General features: G+C 74.0%; 26 protein-coding genes and 1 tRNA gene. 17 read left to right on the forward strand and 10 right to left on the reverse strand.

What is annotated here, in order from left to right; translation table 11 throughout:
* The first annotated feature begins 34 nt into the window (after positions 1 to 34).
* Both ctaD and serB read left to right on the forward strand, forming a co-directional pair.
* Positions 35 to 1,786 carry an aa3-type cytochrome oxidase subunit I gene (gene ctaD / locus BUB17_RS00290; protein WP_072911502.1) on the forward strand — a complete coding sequence of 584 codons (1,752 nt, stop codon included), beginning with the start codon at positions 35 to 37 and terminating at the stop codon, positions 1,784 to 1,786.
* A 215-nt stretch (positions 1,787 to 2,001) separates the two neighbouring features.
* Positions 2,002 to 3,270: a phosphoserine phosphatase SerB gene (gene serB, locus BUB17_RS00295; RefSeq protein ID WP_072911506.1), complete on the forward strand. Its 1,269-nt coding sequence runs from the start codon at positions 2,002 to 2,004 to the stop codon at positions 3,268 to 3,270.
* Between the two features lie 109 nt (positions 3,271 to 3,379).
* On the opposite strand, the gene BUB17_RS00300 is transcribed toward serB, so the two are convergent.
* Both BUB17_RS00300 and BUB17_RS00305 read right to left on the reverse strand, forming a co-directional pair.
* Positions 3,380 to 3,955, reverse strand: a complete 576-nt coding sequence (locus BUB17_RS00300) for an isochorismatase family protein (RefSeq protein ID WP_072911510.1) — start codon at positions 3,953 to 3,955, stop codon at positions 3,380 to 3,382.
* A gap of 11 nt (positions 3,956 to 3,966) precedes the next feature.
* A complete protein-coding gene (locus tag BUB17_RS00305; RefSeq protein ID WP_072911512.1) occupies positions 3,967 to 5,250 on the reverse strand; it encodes a nicotinate phosphoribosyltransferase in 1,284 nt (427 codons plus the stop codon).
* 64 nt (positions 5,251 to 5,314) lie between these two features.
* Here BUB17_RS00305 and clpS point away from each other — a divergent pair, with 64 nt between their 5' ends.
* On the forward strand, positions 5,315 to 5,611 hold the full coding sequence (gene clpS, locus BUB17_RS00310) for an ATP-dependent Clp protease adapter ClpS (RefSeq protein WP_012947530.1): 297 nt from the start codon (positions 5,315 to 5,317) through the stop codon (positions 5,609 to 5,611).
* Complete coding sequence (locus BUB17_RS00315; RefSeq protein WP_072911515.1) at positions 5,608 to 6,105, forward strand: DUF2017 family protein; 498 nt, start codon at positions 5,608 to 5,610, stop codon at positions 6,103 to 6,105. Before clpS ends, BUB17_RS00315 begins: the two co-directional genes overlap by 4 nt.
* Here the strand turns inward: BUB17_RS00315 and BUB17_RS00320 are convergent.
* The gene (locus BUB17_RS00320) at positions 6,044 to 6,400 is read right to left on the reverse strand and encodes a hypothetical protein (protein ID WP_072911517.1); all 357 of its coding nucleotides are present in this window, start codon (positions 6,398 to 6,400) and stop codon (positions 6,044 to 6,046) included. The two genes, BUB17_RS00315 and BUB17_RS00320, sit on opposite strands and share 62 nt — an antisense overlap.
* An 88-nt stretch (positions 6,401 to 6,488) precedes the next feature.
* Here BUB17_RS00320 and BUB17_RS00325 point away from each other — a divergent pair, with 88 nt between their 5' ends.
* From BUB17_RS00325 to BUB17_RS00350, 6 genes are all read left to right on the forward strand, one after another.
* Complete coding sequence (locus tag BUB17_RS00325) at positions 6,489 to 6,962, forward strand: M67 family metallopeptidase (RefSeq protein ID WP_072911520.1); 474 nt, start codon at positions 6,489 to 6,491, stop codon at positions 6,960 to 6,962.
* Positions 6,963 to 7,127: 165 nt separating this feature from the next.
* On the forward strand, positions 7,128 to 7,406 hold the full coding sequence (locus BUB17_RS00330; protein WP_012947533.1) for a ubiquitin-like small modifier protein 1: 279 nt from the start codon (positions 7,128 to 7,130) through the stop codon (positions 7,404 to 7,406).
* Positions 7,407 to 7,457: 51 nt separating this feature from the next.
* Positions 7,458 to 8,408, forward strand: coding sequence for a PLP-dependent cysteine synthase family protein (locus BUB17_RS00335; RefSeq protein ID WP_072911522.1), 951 nt, complete (start codon positions 7,458 to 7,460; stop codon positions 8,406 to 8,408).
* A 67-nt stretch (positions 8,409 to 8,475) separates the two neighbouring features.
* On the forward strand, positions 8,476 to 9,216 hold the full coding sequence (locus BUB17_RS00340; protein WP_072911525.1) for an MBL fold metallo-hydrolase: 741 nt from the start codon (positions 8,476 to 8,478) through the stop codon (positions 9,214 to 9,216).
* Between the two features lie 48 nt (positions 9,217 to 9,264).
* Positions 9,265 to 10,221, forward strand: coding sequence for a DNA polymerase domain-containing protein (locus BUB17_RS00345; protein ID WP_072911527.1), 957 nt, complete (start codon positions 9,265 to 9,267; stop codon positions 10,219 to 10,221).
* 82 nt (positions 10,222 to 10,303) lie between these two features.
* Positions 10,304 to 10,789, forward strand: coding sequence for a DUF4262 domain-containing protein (locus tag BUB17_RS00350; RefSeq protein WP_072911530.1), 486 nt, complete (start codon positions 10,304 to 10,306; stop codon positions 10,787 to 10,789).
* A gap of 149 nt (positions 10,790 to 10,938) precedes the next feature.
* Here BUB17_RS00350 and bcp read toward each other — a convergent pair whose 3' ends face one another.
* A complete protein-coding gene (bcp, locus tag BUB17_RS00355) occupies positions 10,939 to 11,427 on the reverse strand; it encodes a thioredoxin-dependent thiol peroxidase (protein ID WP_244276794.1) in 489 nt (162 codons plus the stop codon).
* Positions 11,428 to 11,515: 88 nt separating this feature from the next.
* The gene (locus BUB17_RS00360; RefSeq protein WP_072911535.1) at positions 11,516 to 11,920 is read right to left on the reverse strand and encodes a YjbQ family protein; all 405 of its coding nucleotides are present in this window, start codon (positions 11,918 to 11,920) and stop codon (positions 11,516 to 11,518) included.
* Between the two features lie 62 nt (positions 11,921 to 11,982).
* Here BUB17_RS00360 and rph point away from each other — a divergent pair, with 62 nt between their 5' ends.
* Positions 11,983 to 12,735 carry a ribonuclease PH gene (gene rph, locus BUB17_RS00365; protein WP_072911538.1) on the forward strand — a complete coding sequence of 251 codons (753 nt, stop codon included), beginning with the start codon at positions 11,983 to 11,985 and terminating at the stop codon, positions 12,733 to 12,735.
* Positions 12,732 to 13,343, forward strand: a complete 612-nt coding sequence (gene rdgB / locus BUB17_RS00370) for an RdgB/HAM1 family non-canonical purine NTP pyrophosphatase (protein ID WP_072911540.1) — start codon at positions 12,732 to 12,734, stop codon at positions 13,341 to 13,343. Before rph ends, rdgB begins: the two co-directional genes overlap by 4 nt.
* 95 nt (positions 13,344 to 13,438) lie before the next feature.
* Here rdgB and BUB17_RS00375 read toward each other — a convergent pair whose 3' ends face one another.
* Both BUB17_RS00375 and BUB17_RS00380 read right to left on the reverse strand, forming a co-directional pair.
* Positions 13,439 to 14,290: a hypothetical protein gene (locus BUB17_RS00375; RefSeq protein WP_072911543.1), complete on the reverse strand. Its 852-nt coding sequence runs from the start codon at positions 14,288 to 14,290 to the stop codon at positions 13,439 to 13,441.
* Positions 14,291 to 14,719: 429 nt separating this feature from the next.
* Positions 14,720 to 14,800: transfer RNA gene (locus BUB17_RS00380), tRNA-Leu, on the reverse strand.
* Between the two features lie 89 nt (positions 14,801 to 14,889).
* On the opposite strand from BUB17_RS00380, the gene BUB17_RS00385 reads away from it, so the two are divergent.
* Positions 14,890 to 15,120 (forward strand): DUF3618 domain-containing protein, encoded by a 231-nt coding sequence (locus BUB17_RS00385; protein WP_072911545.1) that lies wholly within the window; start codon positions 14,890 to 14,892, stop codon positions 15,118 to 15,120.
* A gap of 1 nt (position 15,121) precedes the next feature.
* A complete protein-coding gene (locus BUB17_RS00390; RefSeq protein WP_072911548.1) occupies positions 15,122 to 15,619 on the forward strand; it encodes a DUF427 domain-containing protein in 498 nt (165 codons plus the stop codon).
* Between the two features lie 4 nt (positions 15,620 to 15,623).
* Here BUB17_RS00390 and BUB17_RS00395 read toward each other — a convergent pair whose 3' ends face one another.
* Positions 15,624 to 16,250 carry a TetR/AcrR family transcriptional regulator gene (locus tag BUB17_RS00395; protein WP_072911550.1) on the reverse strand — a complete coding sequence of 209 codons (627 nt, stop codon included), beginning with the start codon at positions 16,248 to 16,250 and terminating at the stop codon, positions 15,624 to 15,626.
* Between the two features lie 158 nt (positions 16,251 to 16,408).
* Between BUB17_RS00395 and BUB17_RS00400 the strand changes: the two genes are divergently transcribed.
* Positions 16,409 to 17,494 carry an EAL domain-containing protein gene (locus BUB17_RS00400; protein ID WP_072911553.1) on the forward strand — a complete coding sequence of 362 codons (1,086 nt, stop codon included), beginning with the start codon at positions 16,409 to 16,411 and terminating at the stop codon, positions 17,492 to 17,494.
* Here the strand turns inward: BUB17_RS00400 and BUB17_RS00405 are convergent.
* Entirely contained in the window at positions 17,472 to 18,053 is a 582-nt protein-coding gene (locus BUB17_RS00405) for a histidine phosphatase family protein (RefSeq protein WP_072911555.1), read from the reverse strand. The genes BUB17_RS00400 and BUB17_RS00405 overlap by 23 nt on opposite strands.
* 119 nt (positions 18,054 to 18,172) lie before the next feature.
* Here BUB17_RS00405 and BUB17_RS00410 point away from each other — a divergent pair, with 119 nt between their 5' ends.
* Positions 18,173 to 19,027 (forward strand): aldo/keto reductase, encoded by an 855-nt coding sequence (locus tag BUB17_RS00410; RefSeq protein WP_072911557.1) that lies wholly within the window; start codon positions 18,173 to 18,175, stop codon positions 19,025 to 19,027.
* A gap of 56 nt (positions 19,028 to 19,083) precedes the next feature.
* Here BUB17_RS00410 and BUB17_RS00415 read toward each other — a convergent pair whose 3' ends face one another.
* A complete protein-coding gene (locus BUB17_RS00415) occupies positions 19,084 to 19,563 on the reverse strand; it encodes an STAS domain-containing protein (protein ID WP_072911560.1) in 480 nt (159 codons plus the stop codon).
* A gap of 168 nt (positions 19,564 to 19,731) precedes the next feature.
* Here BUB17_RS00415 and BUB17_RS00420 point away from each other — a divergent pair, with 168 nt between their 5' ends.
* A complete protein-coding gene (locus BUB17_RS00420; RefSeq protein ID WP_072911562.1) occupies positions 19,732 to 20,886 on the forward strand; it encodes an acyl-CoA dehydrogenase family protein in 1,155 nt (384 codons plus the stop codon).
* The last annotated feature ends 3 nt before the right edge of the window (positions 20,887 to 20,889 follow it).

Raw genomic sequence — 20,889 nt, forward strand, 5'->3', positions numbered from 1 at the left:
AGGACCGTCGCAGCAACCGTCTAAGCTGCGGGCCGTGACGATCGCACCGGCGCCGATCGTGAGCCGGCCGAGCCCGGTTCACCAGGCGGAGAAGGGCTCGCGGCTCTCGAACCTGCTGCGGACCACCGACCACAAGACCATCGGCCTGATGTACACGGCCACCTCCTTCGCCTGGTTCGTCATCGGCGGCCTGATGGCGATGCTCATGCGCGGGGAGCTGGCCCGGCCGGGGCTGCAGTTCCTGTCGCCGGAGCAGTACAACCAGCTGGTCACCATGCACGGCACGGTGATGCTGCTGTTCTTCGCGACGCCGCTGTTCTTCGCCTTCGGCAACCTGATCATGCCGCTGCAGATCGGTGCACCCGACGTCGCCTTCCCGCGGCTGAACGCTTTTTCCTACTGGCTGTTCCTCTTCGGCTCCACCCTCGCGGTGTCCGGTTTCTTCACCCCCGGCGGGGCCGCCGACTTCGGCTGGTACGCCTACACCCCGCTGTCCCTGGGGACCCACAGCCCCGGCGCCGGCGCCGACCTGTGGATCGCCGGCCTGGCGGTCAGCGGTCTGGGCACGATCCTCGGCGCGGTCAACTTCATCACCACGATCGCCTGCCTGCGGGCGCCGGGCATGACGCTGTTCCGGATGCCGATCTTCACCTGGAACACGCTGGTCACCAGCCTGCTGGTGCTCTTCGCCTTCCCGATCCTCACCGCCGCCCTGTTCGGCCTCCTGGCCGACCGGCAGCTGGGATCCCTCATCTACTCGGAGGAGAACGGGGGGCCGATGCTGTGGCAGCACCTGTTCTGGTTCTTCGGGCACCCCGAGGTCTACATCATCGCGCTGCCGTTCTTCGGCATCGTCACCGAGATCATCCCGGTGTTCAGCCGCAAGCCGCTGTTCGGCTACAAGGGCATGGTGTTCGCGACCCTCGCGATCGGTGGCCTGTCGCTGACGGTGTGGGCGCACCACATGTACGCCACCGGTGCGGTGCTGCTGCCGTTCTTCGCCTTCCTGACCTACCTGATCGCCGTGCCCACCGGCATCAAGTTCTTCAACTGGATCGGCACCATGTGGCGCGGCCAGCTGACCTTCGAGACGCCGATGCTGTTCTCGATCGGCTTCATGGTCACCTTCCTCCTCGGTGGGCTGACCGGCGTGCTGCTGGCCAGCCCGCCGCTGGACTGGCACGTCAACGACAGCTACTTCGTCGTGGCGCACTTCCACTACGTGGTGTTCGGGACGGTCGTCTTCGCCGCCTACGCCGGGATGTACTTCTGGTTCCCGAAGATGTGCGGCCGGATGATGGACGAGCGCCTGGGCAAGCTGCAGTTCTGGATGACGTTCATCGGCTTCCACGGCACGTTCCTGGTGCAGCACTGGCTCGGCGGCGAGGGCATGCCGCGCCGGTACGCCAACTACCTGGCCAGCGACGGGTTCACCACGCTGAACACGGTGTCGACGATCTTCTCGTTCATCCTCGGCGCCTCGATCATCCCGTTCATCTACAACGTGGCGAAGTCGTGGCGGTACGGCCGCCTGGCGCTGCGCGACGACCCCTGGGGCCACGGCAACTCGCTGGAGTGGGCCACCTCGTCCCCGCCGCCGCGGCACAACTTCACCGAGATCCCGAAGATCCGCTCCGAGCGGCCGGCGTTCGAGGCGCACTACCCGCACCTCATCGAGCGCCTGCAGAACGAGGCGCACGCGGGCAAGCGGCACGAGCCGTACGCCGGCGAGCTCGGTGGCACCGGCGGCCGACGGCAGGGGCCGAACGACCCCGACCCGACCTGATCAAGGACCCCTCGCCCCCCACGCCGCGCCGGCCCCCTGCAGGGTCCCGGCGCGAGCTTGCGAGTGTCGGGGGGCAAGGGGTCCTTCTGCTGTGAAGGGGCCGTTCCAGCACGTCACCTGACGTCCCGCCGGTCTCGACCGGCGGGGCGTCGCCGCGTCCGGGGCCGGTCCGGCGCCCGGGCCGGTGGCAGGACGCCGGAGCGCGGTGCGGGAGGATGGCTGTCGTGCCGCTCGACCCCGCTCCCCGGACGTCCCCGCCCGCCGTGTCCACCCCACGGGCGCTGCTGACCGTGTCCGGGGGCGATCGGCCGGGGGTCACCGCGCGACTGTTCGCAGCCCTCGCTGCGCCCGGGGGAGGGCTCCCGCCGGTCGAGGTGGTAGACGTCGAGCAGGTCGTCGTCCACGGTCAGCTGGTGCTCGGCGTGGTCGTCGGGTCACTGCCGGCGGAGGGTGGCCCGGTGGCGGAGGAGCTCTTCCTCGCCGCGCTGGAACGACTGGCCGCAGACGTCGCGGAGGCGACCGGGGTGCGGGTGCAGGTGGAATCGGCCGCCGACGCCGGCCTGGACGCCGCCCCCGACGGCCGGCCGCACCACGTCATCCTGCTCGGCCGTCCGGTGCCACCCGAGGCCGTCGCCGGAGCCGCCTCGGCCATCGCGGGCATCGGCGGCAACATCGACGCCATCCGCCGGCTCTCGGACTACCCGGTGACCAGCTTCGAGCTGACCGTCTCCGGCGCCGAGGCAACCGAGCTGCGCACCGCGCTGGCCACGATCGCCTCGAGGAGCAGCGCCGACATCGCCGTCGAGCAGGTCGGCCTGGCCCGCCGCAGCAAGCGGCTCATCGTGCTCGACGTCGACTCCACCCTCGTCCGCGGCGAGGTCATCGACGAGCTCGCCGCCCGCGCCGGGCGGGCCGCCGAGGTCGCCCGGATCACCGCCGCCGCGATGAACGGGGAGCTGGACTTCACCCAGTCGCTGCGGGCCCGTGTCGCCGCGCTGGAGGGGCTGCCGGTCGATGTGCTCGAGGAGGTCCGCGAGGCCCTCGTGCTGACCCCCGGCGCGCGCACCCTCATCCGCACCCTGAAGCGACTCGGGTTCCGCTGCGGCATCGTCAGCGGCGGCTTCACCCAGATCACCGACCCGCTGGCCGAGCAGCTCGGCCTGGACTTCGCCGCCGCCAACACCCTCGAGGTCGCCGACGGGCGGCTGACCGGGGGCCTGGTGGGGGAGATCGTCGACCGCGCCGGCAAGGCCCGCGCGCTCGCCCGCTTCGCCGACCGGTACGGCATCCCGCTGGACCAGACCGTGGCCGTGGGCGACGGCGCCAACGACCTGGACATGCTCAACGCCGCCGGGCTGGGCATCGCCTTCAACGCCAAGCCCTACGTGCGGGAGCAGGCGCACACGGCGCTCAACCAGCCCTACCTCGACGCGGTGCTGCAGGTGCTCGGCTTCACCCGCGACGAGGTCCTGGACGCCGTGTGATCCGTCGGCCCACCGGCCGACACCGTGGCCACGTGCCACCAACTGCCGGGAACCCGGGCGCTGCCGAGGCGTGGGAACGCCGGCTTGACCGCAGTCGGCGCGCCGCGCCTCAGCCCGCGCGGTGGACGGTGCCCTCCAGCTGGACGCCGGCGGTGCGCAGCTGGTCGAGAGCGGCGTCGGTGGTGGCCTCGCTGACGCCGGCGGTGAGCGGCAGCAGCACCCGCGTCGCGAACCCCTCGGCGACGGCGTCGAGCGCGGTCGCCCGCACGCAGTGGTCGGTGGCGATGCCGACGACGTCCACGGCGTCCACGGCGTGCGTGCGCAGCCAGTCGGTCAGGGGGACGCCGTCCGAGCGCCCCTCGAAGCCGGAGTAGGCCGCGGCGTACTCGCCCTTGTCGAACACCGCCTCGATGGGCTCGCGCTCCAGCCGAGGGTGCAGCTCGACGCCGTCCGTACCGACGACGCAGTGCGCCGGCCAGGTCTCCAGGTAGTCCGGCTCCTCGGCGAAGTGGCCGCCGGGGTCGACGTGGTGGTCGCGGGTCGCCACCACGTGCGCGTAGTCGGCGGCGTGCGCGCGGACGTGCGCGCTGATCGCGGCGGCGACGTCCGCTCCTCCGGCGACGGCGAGACTGCCGCCCTCGCAGAAGTCGTTCTGCACGTCCACGACCAGCAGGGCGCGGCTCATCGATGTCCTCCTCAGGCCGTCAGCGTCTCGATGGCGCAGTCCCCGCGGGACAGCGCGAACGCCTCGGCGGGCATCGCCCCCCGCGCCCGCTCGTGGTGTGCCCGCGCGGCGGCCAGCGCCTCGCGCGGCGTGGCCGGCGCGCACACCTCGCCGCCGCGGACCAGCTCGACGAGCAGCGGCCGGTCGCCGTCCCGGGGCAGGACCGCCTCGTTGCTCACCACCTCGGCGGTCGCCGTTCCGGAGGCGTCGTGCCGGCGGACGGCGGACTTGCGTCCGCCCACCGACGGCTTGCCCAGGGACCGCTTGGCCACCGGGACGCCGTCGCGCTCCACCAGCTTGTAGACCATGCCCATCGTCGGTGCGCCGGAGCCGGTGACCAGGGCCGTCCCGACGCCGTAGCCGTCGACCGGCGCGGCCATCAGCCCGGCGATCGCGTACTCGTCGAGGTCGCTGGTGACGATGATCCGCGTGCGGGTGGCGCCGAGCTCGTCGAGCAACTCGCGGGCGTGAGCGGCGAGGGTGGGCAGGTCACCGGAGTCCAGCCGGATCGCGCCGAGCTCCGGGCCGGCGACCTCCACCGCCGTGCGGATGCCCTGGTCGACCTCGAAGGTGTCCACCAGCAGTGTCGTGCCGACGCCGAGCGCGGCGACCTGGGCGCGGAAGGCCGATTCCTCGTCGTCGTGCAGCAGGGTGAAGGCGTGCGCGCTGGTGCCGGTCGTGGGCACCCCGTACCGGCGGCCGGCCTCCAGGTTCGAGGTCGAGGCGAAGCCGACCAGGTACGCGGCGCGGGCGGCGGCGACCGCGGCCTCCTCGTGGGTGCGCCGCGAACCCATCTCGATGCACGGCCGCTCGCAGGCGGCGGTGACCATCCGCGCCGCGGCGGAGGCGATCGCGCTGTCGTGGTTGAGCACCGAGAGCACCAGCGTCTCCAGCAGCACCCCCTCGGCGAACGGCGCCCGGACGGTGAGGACGGGGGAGCCGGGGAAGAACAGCTCGCCCTCGGCGTAGCCGTCGACGTCCCCGCTGAAGCGGAACCCGGCCAGCCAGTCCAGCAACCGGGGGTCGGTGAGCCCCTGCTCGCGCAGCGCGGCGAGGTCCTCGTCGGTGAACCGGAAGTCGGGGAGCGCCTCCAGCAGCCGGCCGGTGCCGGCGAGCACGCCGTAGCGGCGGCCGTGCGGCAGCCGCCGGGCGAAGACCTCGAACACGCAGTCGCGGTCGGCGGTGCCGTCGGCCAGGGCCGCGGCGACCATGGTCAGCTCGTACCGGTCGGTGAGCAGGGCGGGACCCGTCGGCATGGTCCCGGAGCCTAGGCGGGGCCGCCGGGGGCCACCGCTCGGACGGTTCTCCTAGAGTGGAGCCGTGGCCGGACCACTCGCGCCGACACGGACGCCGGAGGAGACCGTCGAGGAGCACGGCGACCTCGACCGACCCTGGGTCACCATCGTCTGGAACGACCCGGTCAACCTCATGACCTACGTGACCTACGTGCTGCAGGAGCTGTTCGGCTACGACGAGCCGACGGCGACCACGCTGATGCTGCAGGTGCACGAGGAGGGGAAGGCCATCGTGAGCTCCGGGCCGCGGGAGCGCATGGAGCACGACACCAGCCGGCTGCACGCCTACGGGCTGTGGGCCAGCTACCAGCGCGACGCATGAGGCCGTTCCGCCGCAAGGGCAGCGAGCTGGTGGCCCGGCTGGAGCCGGCCGAGGCCCGCATCCTCGCGCTGCTGCTCGACCAGCTCGAGCAGCTGCTCACCGCCGACGCCGAGGACGTCGCCGGCGACCCGGTGGTCGACCGGCTGCTGCCCGCCGGCCACCGCAGCGATCCGGAGCTGGCCGCCGACTACCGCGAGCTGACCGAGGCATCTCTGCGTGCGGGGAAGGCCGACGACCTGGCCACCGTCCGCGCCGCCCTGCCGCCGGACGGCGGGACCGTCCGGCTGGACCCCGAGCAGGCGACCGCCTGGCTGCGCACCAGCAACGACCTGCGCCTGGCGCTGGGCACGCGGCTCGACATCCAGGAGGACACCGAGCCGCCGGAGGACCTCGCCAGCGAGGAGGGGCAGCAGCTGGCCGTCTACTACTGGCTCACCGGTCTGCAGGGATCGCTCGTCGACGCACTGGCCGCCGGGCGCGCCGGCCGAAGGTGAGCACGATCGACGCCGCGAGCAGCAGGTCGAGCACGAAGAAGACCGACACCAGGCCGGGCATCTCCAGGTCCTGCACGACCGCTCCGACGGCGCTGACGAGGACGACCAGCGAGAGCGCCCCGACCAGCAGCAGCGTCAGCAGGCGGCCGGTCACCAGCAGCACCAGCGAGATCCGGTCGGCGGTGACGTCGCTGCTGTAGTGGCCGCTGCGGAGGCGCAGCCCCCGGACGCCGCCCACCAGCGCGGGCACCGCCACGGCCAGCACCCCGGCGGTCATCAGCAGCTCCAGGACCATGAACGGGCACCGTATCGCCGGCCCCGTCCAGGGTCCCGCCCCGAGCCCGCGAGGGGTGGGGAGGACGGGGCCTCCTAGACTGGTCGACGTGCTGCGCATCGACCGCGCGACCTACGACGCCATCGTGGCCCACGCCCGGGAGGACCACCCGGACGAGGCCTGCGGCGTCGTCGCCGGCCCCGAGGGCAGCGACCGCCCCGAGCGCTTCATCCCGATGCTGAACGCCGCGCGGTCGCCCACGTTCTACGAGTTCGACTCCGCCGACCTGTTGCGGCTGTACCGGGAGATGGACGACCGGGGTGAGGAGCCGGTGGTCATCTACCACTCCCACACCGCGACCGAGGCCCATCCCTCGCGCACCGACATCGGTCTCGCCTCCGAGCCCGACGCGCACTACGTCCTGGTGTCGACCCGCGTCCACGGGAACCAGACCGGCCTGGCCGGCGACGAGGTCGAGTTCCGCAGCTTCCGGATCGTCGACGGCGCCGTCACCGAGGAGGACGTCGAGGTCGTCGAGTCCTACCTGTTCGGCCACTCGCCGACCACCGTCGTCTACGACTGAGGAAGGACCCCGTCCTCCCCACCCCTCGCCAGCTCGGGGCGGTGTCCTGGACGGGGCCGACCTCCGGAATGCCCCACGGCGAGCGGGCGTTCCCCGTCCAGACGCACGTCCGCTGCGCGGCAGCGCAGCGCGCGAACCCCTGAGTCCAGAGGAGAACAGCACGCCATGGCCATCGAGGTCCGGATCCCGACCATCCTGCGCACCCACACCGGCGGCAACAAGACCGTCGAGGGCAGCGGGGACACCCTGGCCGCGCTCGTTGACGACCTCGACGCCAAGCACCCGGGCCTGAAGAACCGCTTGGTCACCGAGGAGGGCAAGCTGCACCGGTTCGTCAACGTCTACGTCAACGACGAGGACGTGCGCTTCACCGGTGCGCTGGACACCCAGGTCAAGGACGGCGACTCCGTCACGATCCTCCCGGCGGTCGCCGGCGGCTGCTGAGCGCCCGCCGCTCCGCAGCACCCGTCCGCCTCCCCTGGAAGAGCGCTCGCCATGGCCCGTTTCGCCTCCCTCGTCGACTCCCTCGGCAACACCCCGCTGGTGGGGCTGCCGAGCCTGTCGCCGACCCCTGACGTCCGGCTGTGGGCCAAGCTCGAGGACCACAACCCCACCGGGTCGATCAAGGACCGGGCCGCCATCTCGATGATCGAGGCGGCGGAGAAGGAGGGGAAGCTCAAGCCGGGCGACACCATCCTCGAGCCGACCAGCGGGAACACCGGGATCTCGCTGGCGATGGTGGCCCGGCAGCGGGGCTACCGGCTGATCTGCGTGATGCCGGAGAACACCTCGATCGAACGCCGCCAGCTGCTGGAGATGTACGGCGCGCAGATCATCAGCTCCCCGGCGGCCGGCGGCTCCAACCAGGCCGTCGCCGTCGCCAAGGGGCTGGCCGCCGAGCACGAGGACTGGGTGATGCTCTACCAGTACGGCAACCCGGCCAACGCCGAGGCGCACTACACCGGCACCGGCCCGGAGATCCTGGCCGACCTGCCCTCGATCACCCACTTCGTCGCCGGGCTGGGCACCACCGGCACGCTCATGGGCGTCTCCCGCTTCCTGCGCGAGAAGAAGCCCGAGGTGCGGGTCATCGCGGCGGAGCCGCGCTACGGCGAGCTGGTCTACGGGCTGCGCAACATCGACGAGGGGTTCGTCCCGGAGCTCTACGACCCGACGCTGCTGGACTCCCGGTTCAGCGTCGGGCCGCAGGACGCCGTCCGCCGCACCCGGCAGCTGGTCGAGCAGGAGGGCATCTTCGCCGGCATCTCGACCGGCGCGATCCTGCACGCGGCACTGGGCATCGCCGACAAGGAGGCCGCCGCCGGCCGCAGGGCCGACATCGTCTTCATCGTCTGCGACGGTGGGTGGAAGTACCTGTCCACCGGTGCCTACGCGGGCACGCTGGAGGAGGCGACGGCCGCGCTGGAGGGCCAGCTCTGGGCCTGAGCCCGGTCTCCCGGCCACTGCGGTTAGCCTCACCTGCGTCATCGGCGTGGCAGCGAGGAGCGGTCGGGTGAGGCTCACGGTGGTCGGCTGCTCGGGCAGCGGTCCGGGGCCGACGTCCCCGGCGTCGAGCTACCTGGTGGAGCACGACGGCTTCCGCGTGCTGCTCGACCTAGGCAACGGCGCCTTCGGCACCCTGCAGTCCCTCGCCGACCCGGCCACGGTCGACGCCCTCTACCTGTCGCACCTGCACGCCGACCACTGCCTCGACGTCGCCCCGTTCATCGTCTGGCACCGGTACTCAGGGCGGTCCCGGGGCAGGCCGGTGCCCCTCTACGCCCCGCCCGGCGCCCACCGGCGGCTGGCGTCGGCCTACTACGGGGACGGCGCTCCGCTCGAGGACGTCTTCGACTTCACCGTCCTGGACGGCGCTCCGTTCGACCTCGGTCCCTTCCAGGCGCGGACGGCCCGCACCGCCCATCCGGTCGAGTGCCACGCCGTCCGGCTGACCGCCGGCGGCCGGTCGCTGGTCTACACCGGCGACACCGGTGCCAGCGCCGCCGTCGTCGAGCTCGCCCGCGGCGCCGACGTCCTGCTGGCCGAGGCCGCGCACCCCGACGTCCCCGGCCTGCCGCCGGACCTGCACCTCACCGGCCGCGAGGCCGGCGAGCACGCCGCCGCGGCCGGCGTCGGCCGGCTGCTGCTCACCCACGTCCCGGCCTGGGTCGACCCCGCCGGCCAGCTCGCCGACGCGCGGGCCGTCTTCCCGGCCGCCGAGCTGGTCGAGCCGGGCACGACCTACGACGTCTGAGCGGCACCCCCGCTTGCCCGGCCGCGCGCGGCCGGGCACGGTGGGCCGGTGGTCGACGACGAACGGGACGGCGTCCGGCTGACCAGCCTCGACGCCCCGCTGGGCGACGGGCTCGAGGTCACCAAGGGCGAGCTGGTCGACCACCTCGACGCGAACGCCTTCCGCCTGGTGCCGCAGCTGGCCGGTCGGCCGCTGTCGGTGAAGCGCGTGCGGCCGGGCCAGGAACCGTTCATGCAGCGCAACGTCGCCAAGGGCGCGCCGGAGTGGGTGCGCACCGTCCCGGTCTGGTCGTTCGGCGCACACCGCGAGGTGCACCAGGTGCTCTGCGACGACCGCCGCACCCTGCTGTGGCTGGCCAACCAGCGGGCCGTGGAGTTCCACGTCCCCTTCTTCGTCGCCGGCGCCGAGGCCGAGCCGACCGGCATCGTGCTCGACCTGGACCCGCCGGAGGGGGCCGACTTCGGCGTGGTGGTGCAGGCCGCGGAGCTGGTGCGGCGCGCGCTCGCCGACGCGGGGCTCGCCGGGGCGGTCAAGACTAGCGGGTCCAAGGGCGTGCACGTCGTCGTCCCCGTACGCGGTGCGGGGCCCGAGGACGCCGCCGCCGCGACCCGCGCCCTGGCCACCCGCGCCGCCGCGCTCGACCCGGACCTGGCCACGACCGCGTACATCCGGGAGGACCGGCACGGCCGGGTGTTCCTCGACTCGACCCGCTCGGGCTCCTCGACGATCGTGGCCGCCTACAGCCCGCGCATCCGCCCGGGCCTGCCGGTGTCCGCGCCGGTGGCGTGGGAGGACCTGCCGGCGGTGCGACCCGGGGACGTGACCGTCCGGACGGCGCCGGAACGGTTGGGCGACGGCGACCCGTGGACGGCGCTGCTGCCCGAGCCGCAGGAGCTGCCCGCCGACCTGGTCGCCGAGGGCCACACCATCCCGGTCGCCCGCGTCCAGGCGATGCACGAGGGCCGCCGGCGTGCGCGGGCCCGGCGGGCGGAGGCGGGGGACTGACGGTCCGCGGGTCCCTCCACAGCGGTCGGCGCCGTCCACAGCCCGCCGGCCGGGGATCGCCCCTCCCGGGCACGCTCCGCCCATGCCCCTCGACCCGCAGACGACGGCCTGGCTCGACCAGGAGGACGCGCACCTCGCCCGGGTGATCCGGCAGCACCGCTGGGCGGTGCAGTACGTCGGCTCCGGCGAGGAGGACGACGAACCCTGCTTCGGCTACACCATCGGCCTGTTCGGGCTCGGACACCCGGAGCTCGTCCTGGTCGGGCTGGGCGCCGACACCACCCACGGCGTGCTGCAGCGGGCGGCCGGGGAGGTGGCCGCCGGGCGCGACCTGGTCCCCGGAGAGCTGATCGCCTGGGACGACTGGGCCGGTCGGCTGTACGTCGAGGTCTCACCCAACCCCGGGGAGGTGGTGCTCGGCGCCAACCGCTTCTACCAGCGGCCCCCCGAGTACTCGGTGCCGGCGTTCCAGCTGGCCTGGAGCCACGCGGACGGGCACTTCCCCTGGGAGGACGGCTACCCCTGCGGGCCGGAGTGCCAGCCGCGTCCCGGCACGTGGCGGGCCTGAACGGCGGCCACCCTCCAGGTGGGGCGGACTCTCTCCTCCCCACCGTGGGAGGACCTCGTCCCCCTCGCGGGCTCGGGGCGAGCCTCGGGACGCGGCCACCCCCGGGCCCCCGCCGAGCGGACGAGGAGTGGGGAGAGGGTCGTCCTCGTTCAGCCCAGGCCGAGGTCGCGGCGCAGCTTGGCCACGTGCCCGGTGGCCTTGACGTTGTAGGAGGCCTTCTCGATGCGGCCCTCGGCGTCGACGACGAAGGTCGACCGGATCACGCCGACGACCTCCTTGCCGTACAGCTTCTTGGTGCCGAACGCGCCGTAGGCGGCGAGCACCTGCGTGTCCGGGTCGGACAGCAGGGTGATCCGCAGGCCCTCCTTCTCGCGGAAGCGCAGCAGCTTCTCCGGCGGGTCGGGGGAGATGCCGATGATGTCGAGGCCCGCCTCGGCGAGGTCGCCGGCGGCGGCGGTGAAGTCGACGGCCTGGGTGGTGCAGCCCGGGGTCATGGCCGCCGGGTAGCAGTAGACGATCACCCGGCGACCGCGGTAGCCGGCGAGCGACACCGGGTTGCCGTCGGCATCGGGCAGCGTGAACTCCGGCGCGGGGTCACCCGGGGCCAGACGGACGGGAGCGACGTCGGTATCGGTCACGCCCGTCATCCTGCCGCGCCGGGCCGACGACGGTGCAGGGGGTGGACGCGCGGCCCCCGTAGTGGCAGGTCCGATGCTCCCGGAGCCGTCAGCCGGGGATGAACGACAGCCGGACGTGCCGCTGCGGGTTGTCGGGATTGGTGTCGACCAGGCAGACCCGCTGCCACGTGCCCAGCTGCATGCGCCCCTCCAGCACCGGGACGCTCGCGTGCGGCGGGACGAACGCCGGCAGCACGTGGTCGCGGCCGTGCCCCTCGCTGCCGTGCCGGTGACGCCAGCGCTCGTCCCGGGGGAGGAGGACGTCGAGCTGGGCGAGCAGGTCGTCGTCGCTGCCCGAGCCGGTCTCGATGACGGCCACTCCCGCCGTCGCGTGCGGCACGAAGACGTGCAGCAGCCCGTCCGCCTCGTCGCGGACGAACTCGGCGCACTCGTCGGTGAGGTCGACCACCGTGGGCACGCCGCCGGTCCGGACCGTCCGCAGCTCTGATCGCATGCAGGGGATCCTGCCCAGGCGGGCCAGGGGGCACGCAGCCGCCCGCACTACTGTCGGCGGACGTGACCACGACCTCGGCGAAGCCCCGTCCCGACGGCCGGGCGGCCGACCAGCTCCGTCCCGTGACGATCACCCGCAACTGGCTCGACCACGCCGAGGGCTCGGTGCTGGTGGAGTTCGGCCGCACCCGGGTGCTGTGCGCGGCCAGCGTCACCGAGGGCGTGCCGCGCTGGCGCAAGGGCTCGGGCCTGGGCTGGGTCACCGCCGAGTACGCGATGCTGCCGCGCGCGACGCACACCCGCGGCGACCGCGAGTCGGTGAAGGGCCGCATCGGCGGGCGCACGCACGAGATCAGCCGGCTCATCGGCCGGTCGCTGCGGGCCGCGATCGACCTCGGCGCGCTCGGCGAGAACAGCATCGCCATCGACTGCGACGTCCTGCAGGCCGACGGCGGCACCCGGACCGCGGCCATCACCGGCTCCTACGTCGCGCTGGCCGACGCCGTCGCGTGGCTCGGCGAGCGGAAGAAGCTGGCCCGGAAGAACGCGATCGTGCAGTCGGTCGCGGCGGTGAGCGTCGGTGTCGTCGACGGGCAGCCGCGGCTGGACCTCGCCTACGAGGAGGACGTCCGCGCCGGCACCGACATGAACGTCGTCTGCACCGGCGACGGCAGCTTCGTCGAGGTCCAGGGCACCGCGGAGAACGGTGTCTTCGACCGCGCTGCGCTCGACGCGCTGCTCGACCTGGCAGTCGGCGGCTGCGCCGAGCTGAGCCGCATCCAGGCCGAGGCGCTGCAGCAGGCCGGCGCCCGATGAGCGACCGGTTGCTCCTGGCCACCCGCAACCCCGGCAAGCTCGCCGAGCTGCAGCGGCTGCTCGAGAGCGCCGTCCCCGGGGTCGCCGTCGTGGGCCTGCGCGACGTCCCGGACTACCCGGAGGCCCCGGAGACCGGTGCGACCTTCGCGGAGAACGCGCTGCTCAAGGCGCGCGAGGCGGTCCGGTACACCGGGCTGCCGGCGGTCGCCGACGACTCCGGCCTGACCGTCGACGCGCTCAACGGGATGCCCGGCGTCCTGTCCGCCCGCTGGTCGGGCCGGCACGGGGACGACCCCGCCAACACCGCACTGCTGCTCGGGCAGCTCGCTCACGTGCCCGACGAGCGGCGCGGTGCGGCGTTCGTCTGCGCAGCCGCGGTCGTCACGCCCGAGGGCGCCGAGCGGGTGCTCGAGCGGTCGTGGCGCGGCCAGGTGGTCCGGGAGGGGCGCGGCTCCAACGGCTTCGGCTACGACCCGGTGTTCCTGCCCGACGGGCTGGAGCGGACCGCGGCCGAGCTCACCGCGGCCGAGAAGGACGCGCGCAGCCACCGCGGTCAGGCGTTCGTCGCTCTGGTGCCCCTGGTCGCGGAGCTGCTCGGCCGGTCCTGACGGGGCAGGGGCGACGCGACGGTCGCCGTCCCGGGCCAGGACGCACGGACGCCCGCGGTTCCGGTGCTCGGAACCGCGGGCGTCCACGCGTCGCGTCAGGTGGTCGGCGCGGCCTTGGCAGCAGGCGACGCGTCGTCCTGCGCCGAGCTCCCGGACGACTGCGTCGGGGAGCTCGAGGAGCCCGACCGCTGGCTGCCGGTGGTCGGCTCGGCCTTCGAGGTCTGCGTCGGCGTCGCCGACGAGGACTCCTCGCTGTCCGATCCCCCGTCCTCCTCTGACGTCGACCCCTCGTCGGTCCCGGTGTCCGAGTCGGTGGCCGGGGCGCTGCTCCCGGTGGCCGGCGCGGTCGTGGTGGGGGACGACGGCGTCGACCCGTCGTCGTCCTGCTGCTCGGAGGACGACGACGCGGTGGTGATCTCGCCGAGCGTCGTCGTCCTGGACGTCTCCGTGCCGCCGACGAGGGCCGACACCGGCTTCTGCCCGATCAGCTCGATCCCGGTGACGATGCCCATCGCCAGCACGAACATGGCGCCGGCGTAGACGGCCACCCTCGTCCAGCGGGGCCCCGACCGCCGGGCCGGGGCGCGCCGCGGGTCGAGGTGGGCGGGGAGCACCTGGGTCGGCGGAGTCGCGGCGGCGGGGGCGACCGTGGTCTCCTCGACCGCCGACTGGCGTCCGGTGAGCTGGCCGCGGGCGCGGCGCAGCTTCTCGTTCGTCCTCTGCAGCGAGTTGCTGTAGAGGGCGGCGCTGACGGTGCTGATCACGCTGGCCAGCGCAGCCCCGATCAGGGTGCCGGCGAGGCCGAAGAAGGAGGCCACCACGGCCGAGGACACCGCGGCCAGGGCGCCGGCGGCCACCTGGGTGGCGCTCAGCTGGGTGCCCGAGGGCTTCTCCTTGTCCTCGATCTGCTCGGTTCGGTCAGTCGTCTCGGTGCGCGGGGAGGTCATGAGCTCCGACGGGGTCGTTGGACGTGCAGGGGGAGGTCGGCGGGCCGGGCAGCGCTGCGCGACGGGCCTGTACACCTAGACTACGGGTCCCCGTCGCTCCGCGTTCGGCCCCGTTTCCGCTCAGCGAGCCGCTGAGCTGCACGGATGCCGTCCCGGGAGTCCTCCCTCGTGAGTTCGCTCACGGCCCTCCGGCCCACCTCCGGGAGCGGCGGGTCGTCGTCGGGCGTTGATCATGGGGTCGGTGCCGGCGACACGCGCGGACACGCGGCTCCGGGCAGCAGCACCCCCATGATGGACGTCGCCACGGTGCCGGAGTCGGACGGCCGTGGGCCGGCGGTCGAGGGGCCGGCGCGGCGCGCCGTCCAGGACGACGACCCCACCCGGCCGTCCACCGCTCCGGAGCTGCACGTCGCCCTGGGCCGGCCCGAGTGCGGGAGGCGGGAGTCGAACCCGCACGCCCGGAGGCACCAGATCCTAAGTCTGGCGTGGCTGCCGTTACACCACTCCCGCGTGGACACAGAGTATGAGGAGCAGCCCGTGCGGGTGGCCCCCGGCCGACGGACGCGCCCTCTCCGGCGACGTCTGGCAGGCTGTCGCCCGTGCCTCGCGACCCTCGACAGATCCAGCTGGAGATCGACGCCGCCCGGGAGTCCCTCGCGGCGACCCTGGACCAGCTGGCCTACCGGAGCAGCCCGCAGCGCCTGAAGTCGCAGGGCCAGGCCGCCGTCCAGCAGTTCCTGCAGACGCCGGTGGGCATGGCGGCGGTCGGCGCGGTCGGCCTGCTCATGACCCTCGTCCTGGTCCAGAAGGTCCGGCACCGCAACGACTGACGTGCGGCACCCCCACCCCGACCCCGTCGGCCCGGGCCAGGAGTCGGTCTGGGACTACCCCCGCCCACCCTCGGCCGAGGTCACGGGGCGGCGGGTCGTCGTCGAGCTCGGCGGCCGGGTCGTGGCGAGCACCGACCGTGCCGTGCGCGTCTGCGAGACCAGCCACCCGCCGGTCTACTACGTGCCGCGCGAGGACGTCGCCGAGGGCGTGCTGCAGCGCGCGTCCGGCAGCTCGTGGTGCGAGTGGAAGGGTGCGGCCACCTACTGGGACGCCGTCGTCGACGGGCGGCGCTTCCCGTCCGTGGGCTGGTCCTACGAGGACCCGGTGGACCGTTACGCGCACCTGCGCGGCGCAGTCGCCTTCTACCCGAGCCGGGTGGACCGCGCGCTCGTCGACGGCGAGACCGTGCGCGCGCAGGCCGGTGACTTCTACGGCGGCTGGATCACCGACGAGGTCGTCGGCCCGTTCAAGGGCGAGCCGGGCACCCGGGGCTGGTGATCCCTCAGGCGGTCGGCCCGCAGTTCGCCCGGAGCAGTGGCAGCGCGACGTCTCTCAGCACCTCGTCGGCGTAGTCCCGGGTGACGGGGTGGCCGGTGATCAGCCACCGCTGGACCAGCGGAGCCATCAAGGCTTCGGCGGTCACCGTGCCGGCCAGGCCCGGGCGCAGCTCACCCCGCGCCTCGGCGCGGGCGAAGAGCTGCTCGAACGCGCGCCGCCAGACCCCGACCGGGCCGTCGCCGAAGGCCTCCTCCAGCGCCGGGTGGTGCGGCACGGTGGACAGCAGCGCCCGCGTGGCGGCGCCCATGGGCCCGTTGACCACGTCGACGATGGCGTGCAGCACCTCCCGGAGGTCGCCCTCGAGCGACCCGGTGTCCGCCGGGATGACCGTCCTGTTGTTCAGTTCGGTGATGGTGTCGGCCACGAGGTCCTGCTTGGTGCGCCAGCGGCGGTAGATGGTCGCCTTGCCGACGCCGGCCTCCGCGGCCACCGCGTCCATGGTCAGCGCGCCGTACCCGACCTCGGCCAGCAGGCGCAGGATGGCCGCCCGGATCACGCCGTCCCGGCTCGGGTCCCGGGGGCGCCCACCGCGCGAGGAACGCACCGGCCCGGCCTCTTGCACAAGCACCATGAGTTGACCTTAGACATTCAAGTGAGCGCCGACGACAGTTCTGGGACTGCATGTCGCCGCAATTAGTGCCCTTGCACTACGCTCACCGGCCGCGTGCGCCAGGAGGACCGACCGCGCGCCTCTCCGCTCCGGTTGTGCGCCTCGGTCATCCTCGTGCGGTGGCGAGCACCGATGGACGACTCCGGCGCCGGGAGTACTGGCACCTGCCCGGCCGGGCCACCCGGGTCCTGCTGGCGACCTCCGACGCGCACCTGCTCGCCGAGGTGGCGCGGACGGCGCGGGCGCTGGGGCTGGCGGTGTCGATCGCGCCGGACCTGCTCGACCTCGACGACGAGGACGGCGGCCGCGGCGTCGACCGGTTGTTCCGCCGGCTCGCCCGGGAGCTGACGACGGCCGAGGCCGAGGACCTCCGGGTGGCCACCGACCCGCCGGACGGGGGACCGGCCCTGGCCGCGCGGCTGCTCACCGCCCCCACGCTGGCCGTGGAACTGGCCCGCCGCGGGGTCACCGCGGAGATCGGCCTGCTGGCCGAGGCCGAGTTGTGGTCGGTGTACCAGCCGATCGTCCGGCTCGACGACCGCACCGTCGTCGCGCAGGAGGCGCTGCTGCGCGGAACGGTCGACGGTCGCGAGGTGGGCGGCGAGGACCTCTTCTTCGTCGCCGAGTCGGCCGGCTGGCTGCCGCGGCTGGACCGCATCGGCCGCGAGTCGGCGATCACGGGCGCGGCCCCCTGGCTCGGGGACGCCGACCTCTACGTCAACTCCGACCCGGCGTCGGTGCACCGGCCGGAGGTCAGCCTGGCCGGCACCGGGCAGGCGCTGCGCGACGCCGGCATCGACCCGTCCCGGCTGGTCGTCGAGGTGGGCGAGGTGTCCGCCGTCCGGGACCGCGGGCACCTGTTCTCGGTGCTCGAGCACCACCGCTCGCTGGGCTGGCGGGTGGCGCTGGACGACGTCGCGGCGGGCTGGTCGAGCCGCTCGCTGATGGCCACCGTCCGCCCGGACGTCGTCAAGCTGGGCCGGGCGCTGGTGCAGGCCCTGCCCGACGGGGGAGCACGCACCATGGTCCGCTCGGTGATCGAGGCCGCGCACACCCTGGGCGCCCAGGTCGTGGCCGAGGGCGTGGAGACCGAGCGGATCGCCGACGAGGTGACCCGGCTCGGCGCCGACCTGGGTCAGGGCTGGCTGTTCGGCCGCCCCGTGCCGCCGCCGGTGGCGCGGGTCAGTGCAGGCCCCAGCCGGTGAGCGCCGGGCGGGCGTGCTCGTGCCCGAGGACGCCGTAGGAGCCCGCCGGCAGCGCGAACAGGGCCCCGGCCGCGGGCTCGAGCCGCAGCCAGCGGGCGGTGAGGATGCGCAGCACGTGCCCGTGGGCGATCAGCACCACGTCGCCGTCCTCCAGCAGCGGCCGGGCGCGGTCGAGCACCCGGTCCACCCGAGCGCCGACGTCCTGCAGGGTCTCGCCGGGTGTCGCCCCGGGGATGGTGCCGTCGACCCACACCGACCAGGTGCGGCCCATCTCCTCGCTGATCTCGGCCGTCGTCCGCCCCTCGTAGCCGCCGTAGTCGATCTCCACGAGGTCCTCGTCGGTGGCGGTCGGCGTGAGCCCGGCCAGCTCGGCGGTCCGCCGCGCCCGCAGCCGGGGGCTCACCCACACGGCCGCGAACCTGCGGTCCCCGAACTCGCCGCGCAGCCGGCGGGCCTGTTCCTCGCCCTCGGGCAGCAGTGGCAGGTCGGTGACGCTGGTGTGCTGGCCGCTGAGGCTCCACTCGGTCTGCCCGTGCCGGAGCACCACGATCTCGCCCATGGGCCCTCCTCGCTGTGTGTCGGCGGTCACATCCTGGAAGAGCAACGCCCGGTGCGGGCGCTGCCGCGCACGACGGACCCCGTGGCGCCCGGCCGCGGGCCGACCCCTGCGGAGGCAGCATGACCACGGTCGCGCCCAGTGACACCTTCTCGATCGGCGGGGACCTGCCCGTCCACCGCCTCGGCTACGGCGCCATGCAGCTGCCCGGCCCGGGCGTGTGGGGCGAGCCGGCCGACCCGGACAACGCCCGCCGCGTCGTCCGCGCCGCCGTCGACCAGGGGGTCGACTTCGTCGACACCGCCGACTCCTACGGCCCGGTGGTCAGCGAGCGGATCATCGCCGAGGCGCTGCACCCCTACCCGGAGGGCCTGGTCATCGCGACGAAGGCCGGCCTGACCCGGCAGGGCCCGGGCATCTGGACGCCGGTCGGCCGCCCGGCCTACCTCAAGCAGCAGGTCGAGCTGTCGCTGCGCACGCTGCGGCTGGAGCGCATCGACCTCATCCAGCTGCACCGCATCGACGCCGAGGTGCCGCTGGCCGACCAGCTCGGCGCCTTCAAGGAGCTGCAGCAGGAGGGCAAGGTCCGCCACATCGGCGTCTCGGAGGTCTCGGTGGCCGAGCTGGAGGAGGCCCGCTCGATCGTCGACGTCGTCAGCGTGCAGAACCTCTACAACCTGACCAACCGCCAGTCGCAGGACGTCCTCGACCACGCCACAGAGCACGGCATCGGGTTCATCCCGTGGTTCCCGATCGCGACCGGGGACCTGGCCGCGCCGGACAGCCCGGTCGCCGACATCGCCCGCGAGCTCGACGCCACGCCGTCCCAGGTGGCGCTGGCCTGGCTGCTGCACACGTCGCCGGTCGTGCTGCCCATCCCGGGCACCAAGTCCGTCGAGCACCTGACCGAGAACCTGGGCGCGGCCCGGTTGCGCCTCTCCGACGAGGACATGGCCCGCCTGGACGCGCTCGCCTGAAGGCCTCGGCAGGGTCCCGCCGTCCCGCCACCCGTCGCGGGTCCGGGGCGGGGCCGCTAGCGCCAGCGGCGCAGCGAGCCGGGCCGCGGTCGGCGTCGGCCCGGCCGCTCCTCGGCGCGCCGGGCGTGCCGTCCCTGGTACGGCAGGGCCGCGCGGCGCACCGGGGACGGGGTGCGGGGCGAGGTCAGCGGTGCGGCGGGACGCGGGTCCCCGGCGTCCACGGGTCCGTCCAGCTCCAGCCGCTCCCCGAACCCGGCGGAGCGGACGAGGCGGCGGGTCGCCGCGGGGGCGCCCACGATGCGACAGCGCCGGCCGGCCGGGACCAGCGCGTCGCTGAACACGGCCAGCACCTGCAGGCCCGAGCAGTCGCGGAAGCAGGCGCCGGCGACGTCCACGACCACCGCGCCGCGCCCGCCGACCGCAGCCTCCTGCAGGGTCCTGGTGAGCCGCGCAGCGGCCACCACGTCGACGTCGCCGGTCAGCCGGACGACGACCTGGTCGGGAGCGTGGACGACGGTGGTCTGCAGGTGCGGCACGGGTACCTCGGCAGGGATGTGCTGCACCGCCAGCGGTTTCGGGCGGCGTCCCGACGCTAGCGCCGCAACGCCGGTGACGACAAACGGTACTCGCACGGTTGCGCAGCGCGGTCTGCGGCGCCGGGGACCGCTGCGGCGGCCGGGCGGAACGCGCGGCACCATGGTGGCGTGGACGCCGAGGACTTCCGCCAGGTCAGGGACGCCGTCCGGCAGCTCGTGCGGGAGGTGGTCATCCCGCTCGAGGAGCGCATCGAGGACGAGGACCGCATCCCCGACGAGCTGCGCGCGCGGGCCGCCGAGATGGGCCTGTTCGGGTACGCGCTGCCCGAGGAGCACGGCGGGCTCGGCGTCTCGATGGCCGAGGACGTCGAGCTGGCCTTCGAGTTCGGGTACACCACCCCGGCGTTCCGCTCGCTGTTCGGCACGAACAACGGCATCGCCGGCCAGGTCATCGCGAAGTTCGGCAGCGACGAGCAGCAGAAGGCCTACCTGCCGCGGCTGGCGTCCGGAGAGCTGATCGGCTCCTTCGCGCTGACCGAGGCCGAGGCCGGCTCGGACCCCGCGGGGCTGCGCACCACCGCCCGGCGGGACGGCGACGGCTGGGTGCTCAACGGCGCCAAGCGCTACATCACCAACGCGCCGATCGCCGACCTGTTCGTCGTGTTCGCCCGCAGCGACCCGGCCGAGAAGGGCGGGCGTGGCATCTCCAGCTTCGTCGTCGACGCGAAGGCGCCCGGGGTCACCGTCGGGCCCAAGGACGAGAAGATGGGCCAGGCCGGCGCCTGGACCGCAGAGGTGTTCCTCGACGACGCCCGCGTGCCCGCCGACGCGCTCATCGGCGAGGAGGGCCGCGGCTACGCCAAGGCGCTGACCGTGCTCTCCCGTGGCCGGCTGCACATCGCCGCGCTCTGCGTCGGGATGGCGCAGCGGGTGCTGGACGAGTCGGTGGCCTACGCCGCGACCGCGAAGCAGGGCGGCGCCCCGGTCGGTCGGTTCCAGCTGGTGCAGGCGCTGATCGCCGACACGCACGCCGAGCTGCTGGCCGGCCGGGCGATGGTCCGCGACGTCGCCGCCCGCTACGACACCGGCGAGGACACCGCGATCGGGCCGTCGTCGGCGAAGCTGTTCTGCACCGAGATGGTCGGCCGGGCCGTCGACCGCGCCGTGCAGGTGCACGGCGGCCTGGGCTACCTGCGGACGACGCCGGTCGAGCGCTTCTACCGCGATGCCCGGCTCTACCGGCTGTACGAGGGCACCAGCGAGGTGCAGCGGGTGATCATCGGTGGCGGGCTGCTGCGGGACGCCGGCATGCCGCGAGGCTGAGGA

Source organism: Geodermatophilus obscurus (assembly GCF_900143215.1).
GTDB classification, from domain to species: domain Bacteria; phylum Actinomycetota; class Actinomycetes; order Mycobacteriales; family Geodermatophilaceae; genus Geodermatophilus; species Geodermatophilus obscurus_A.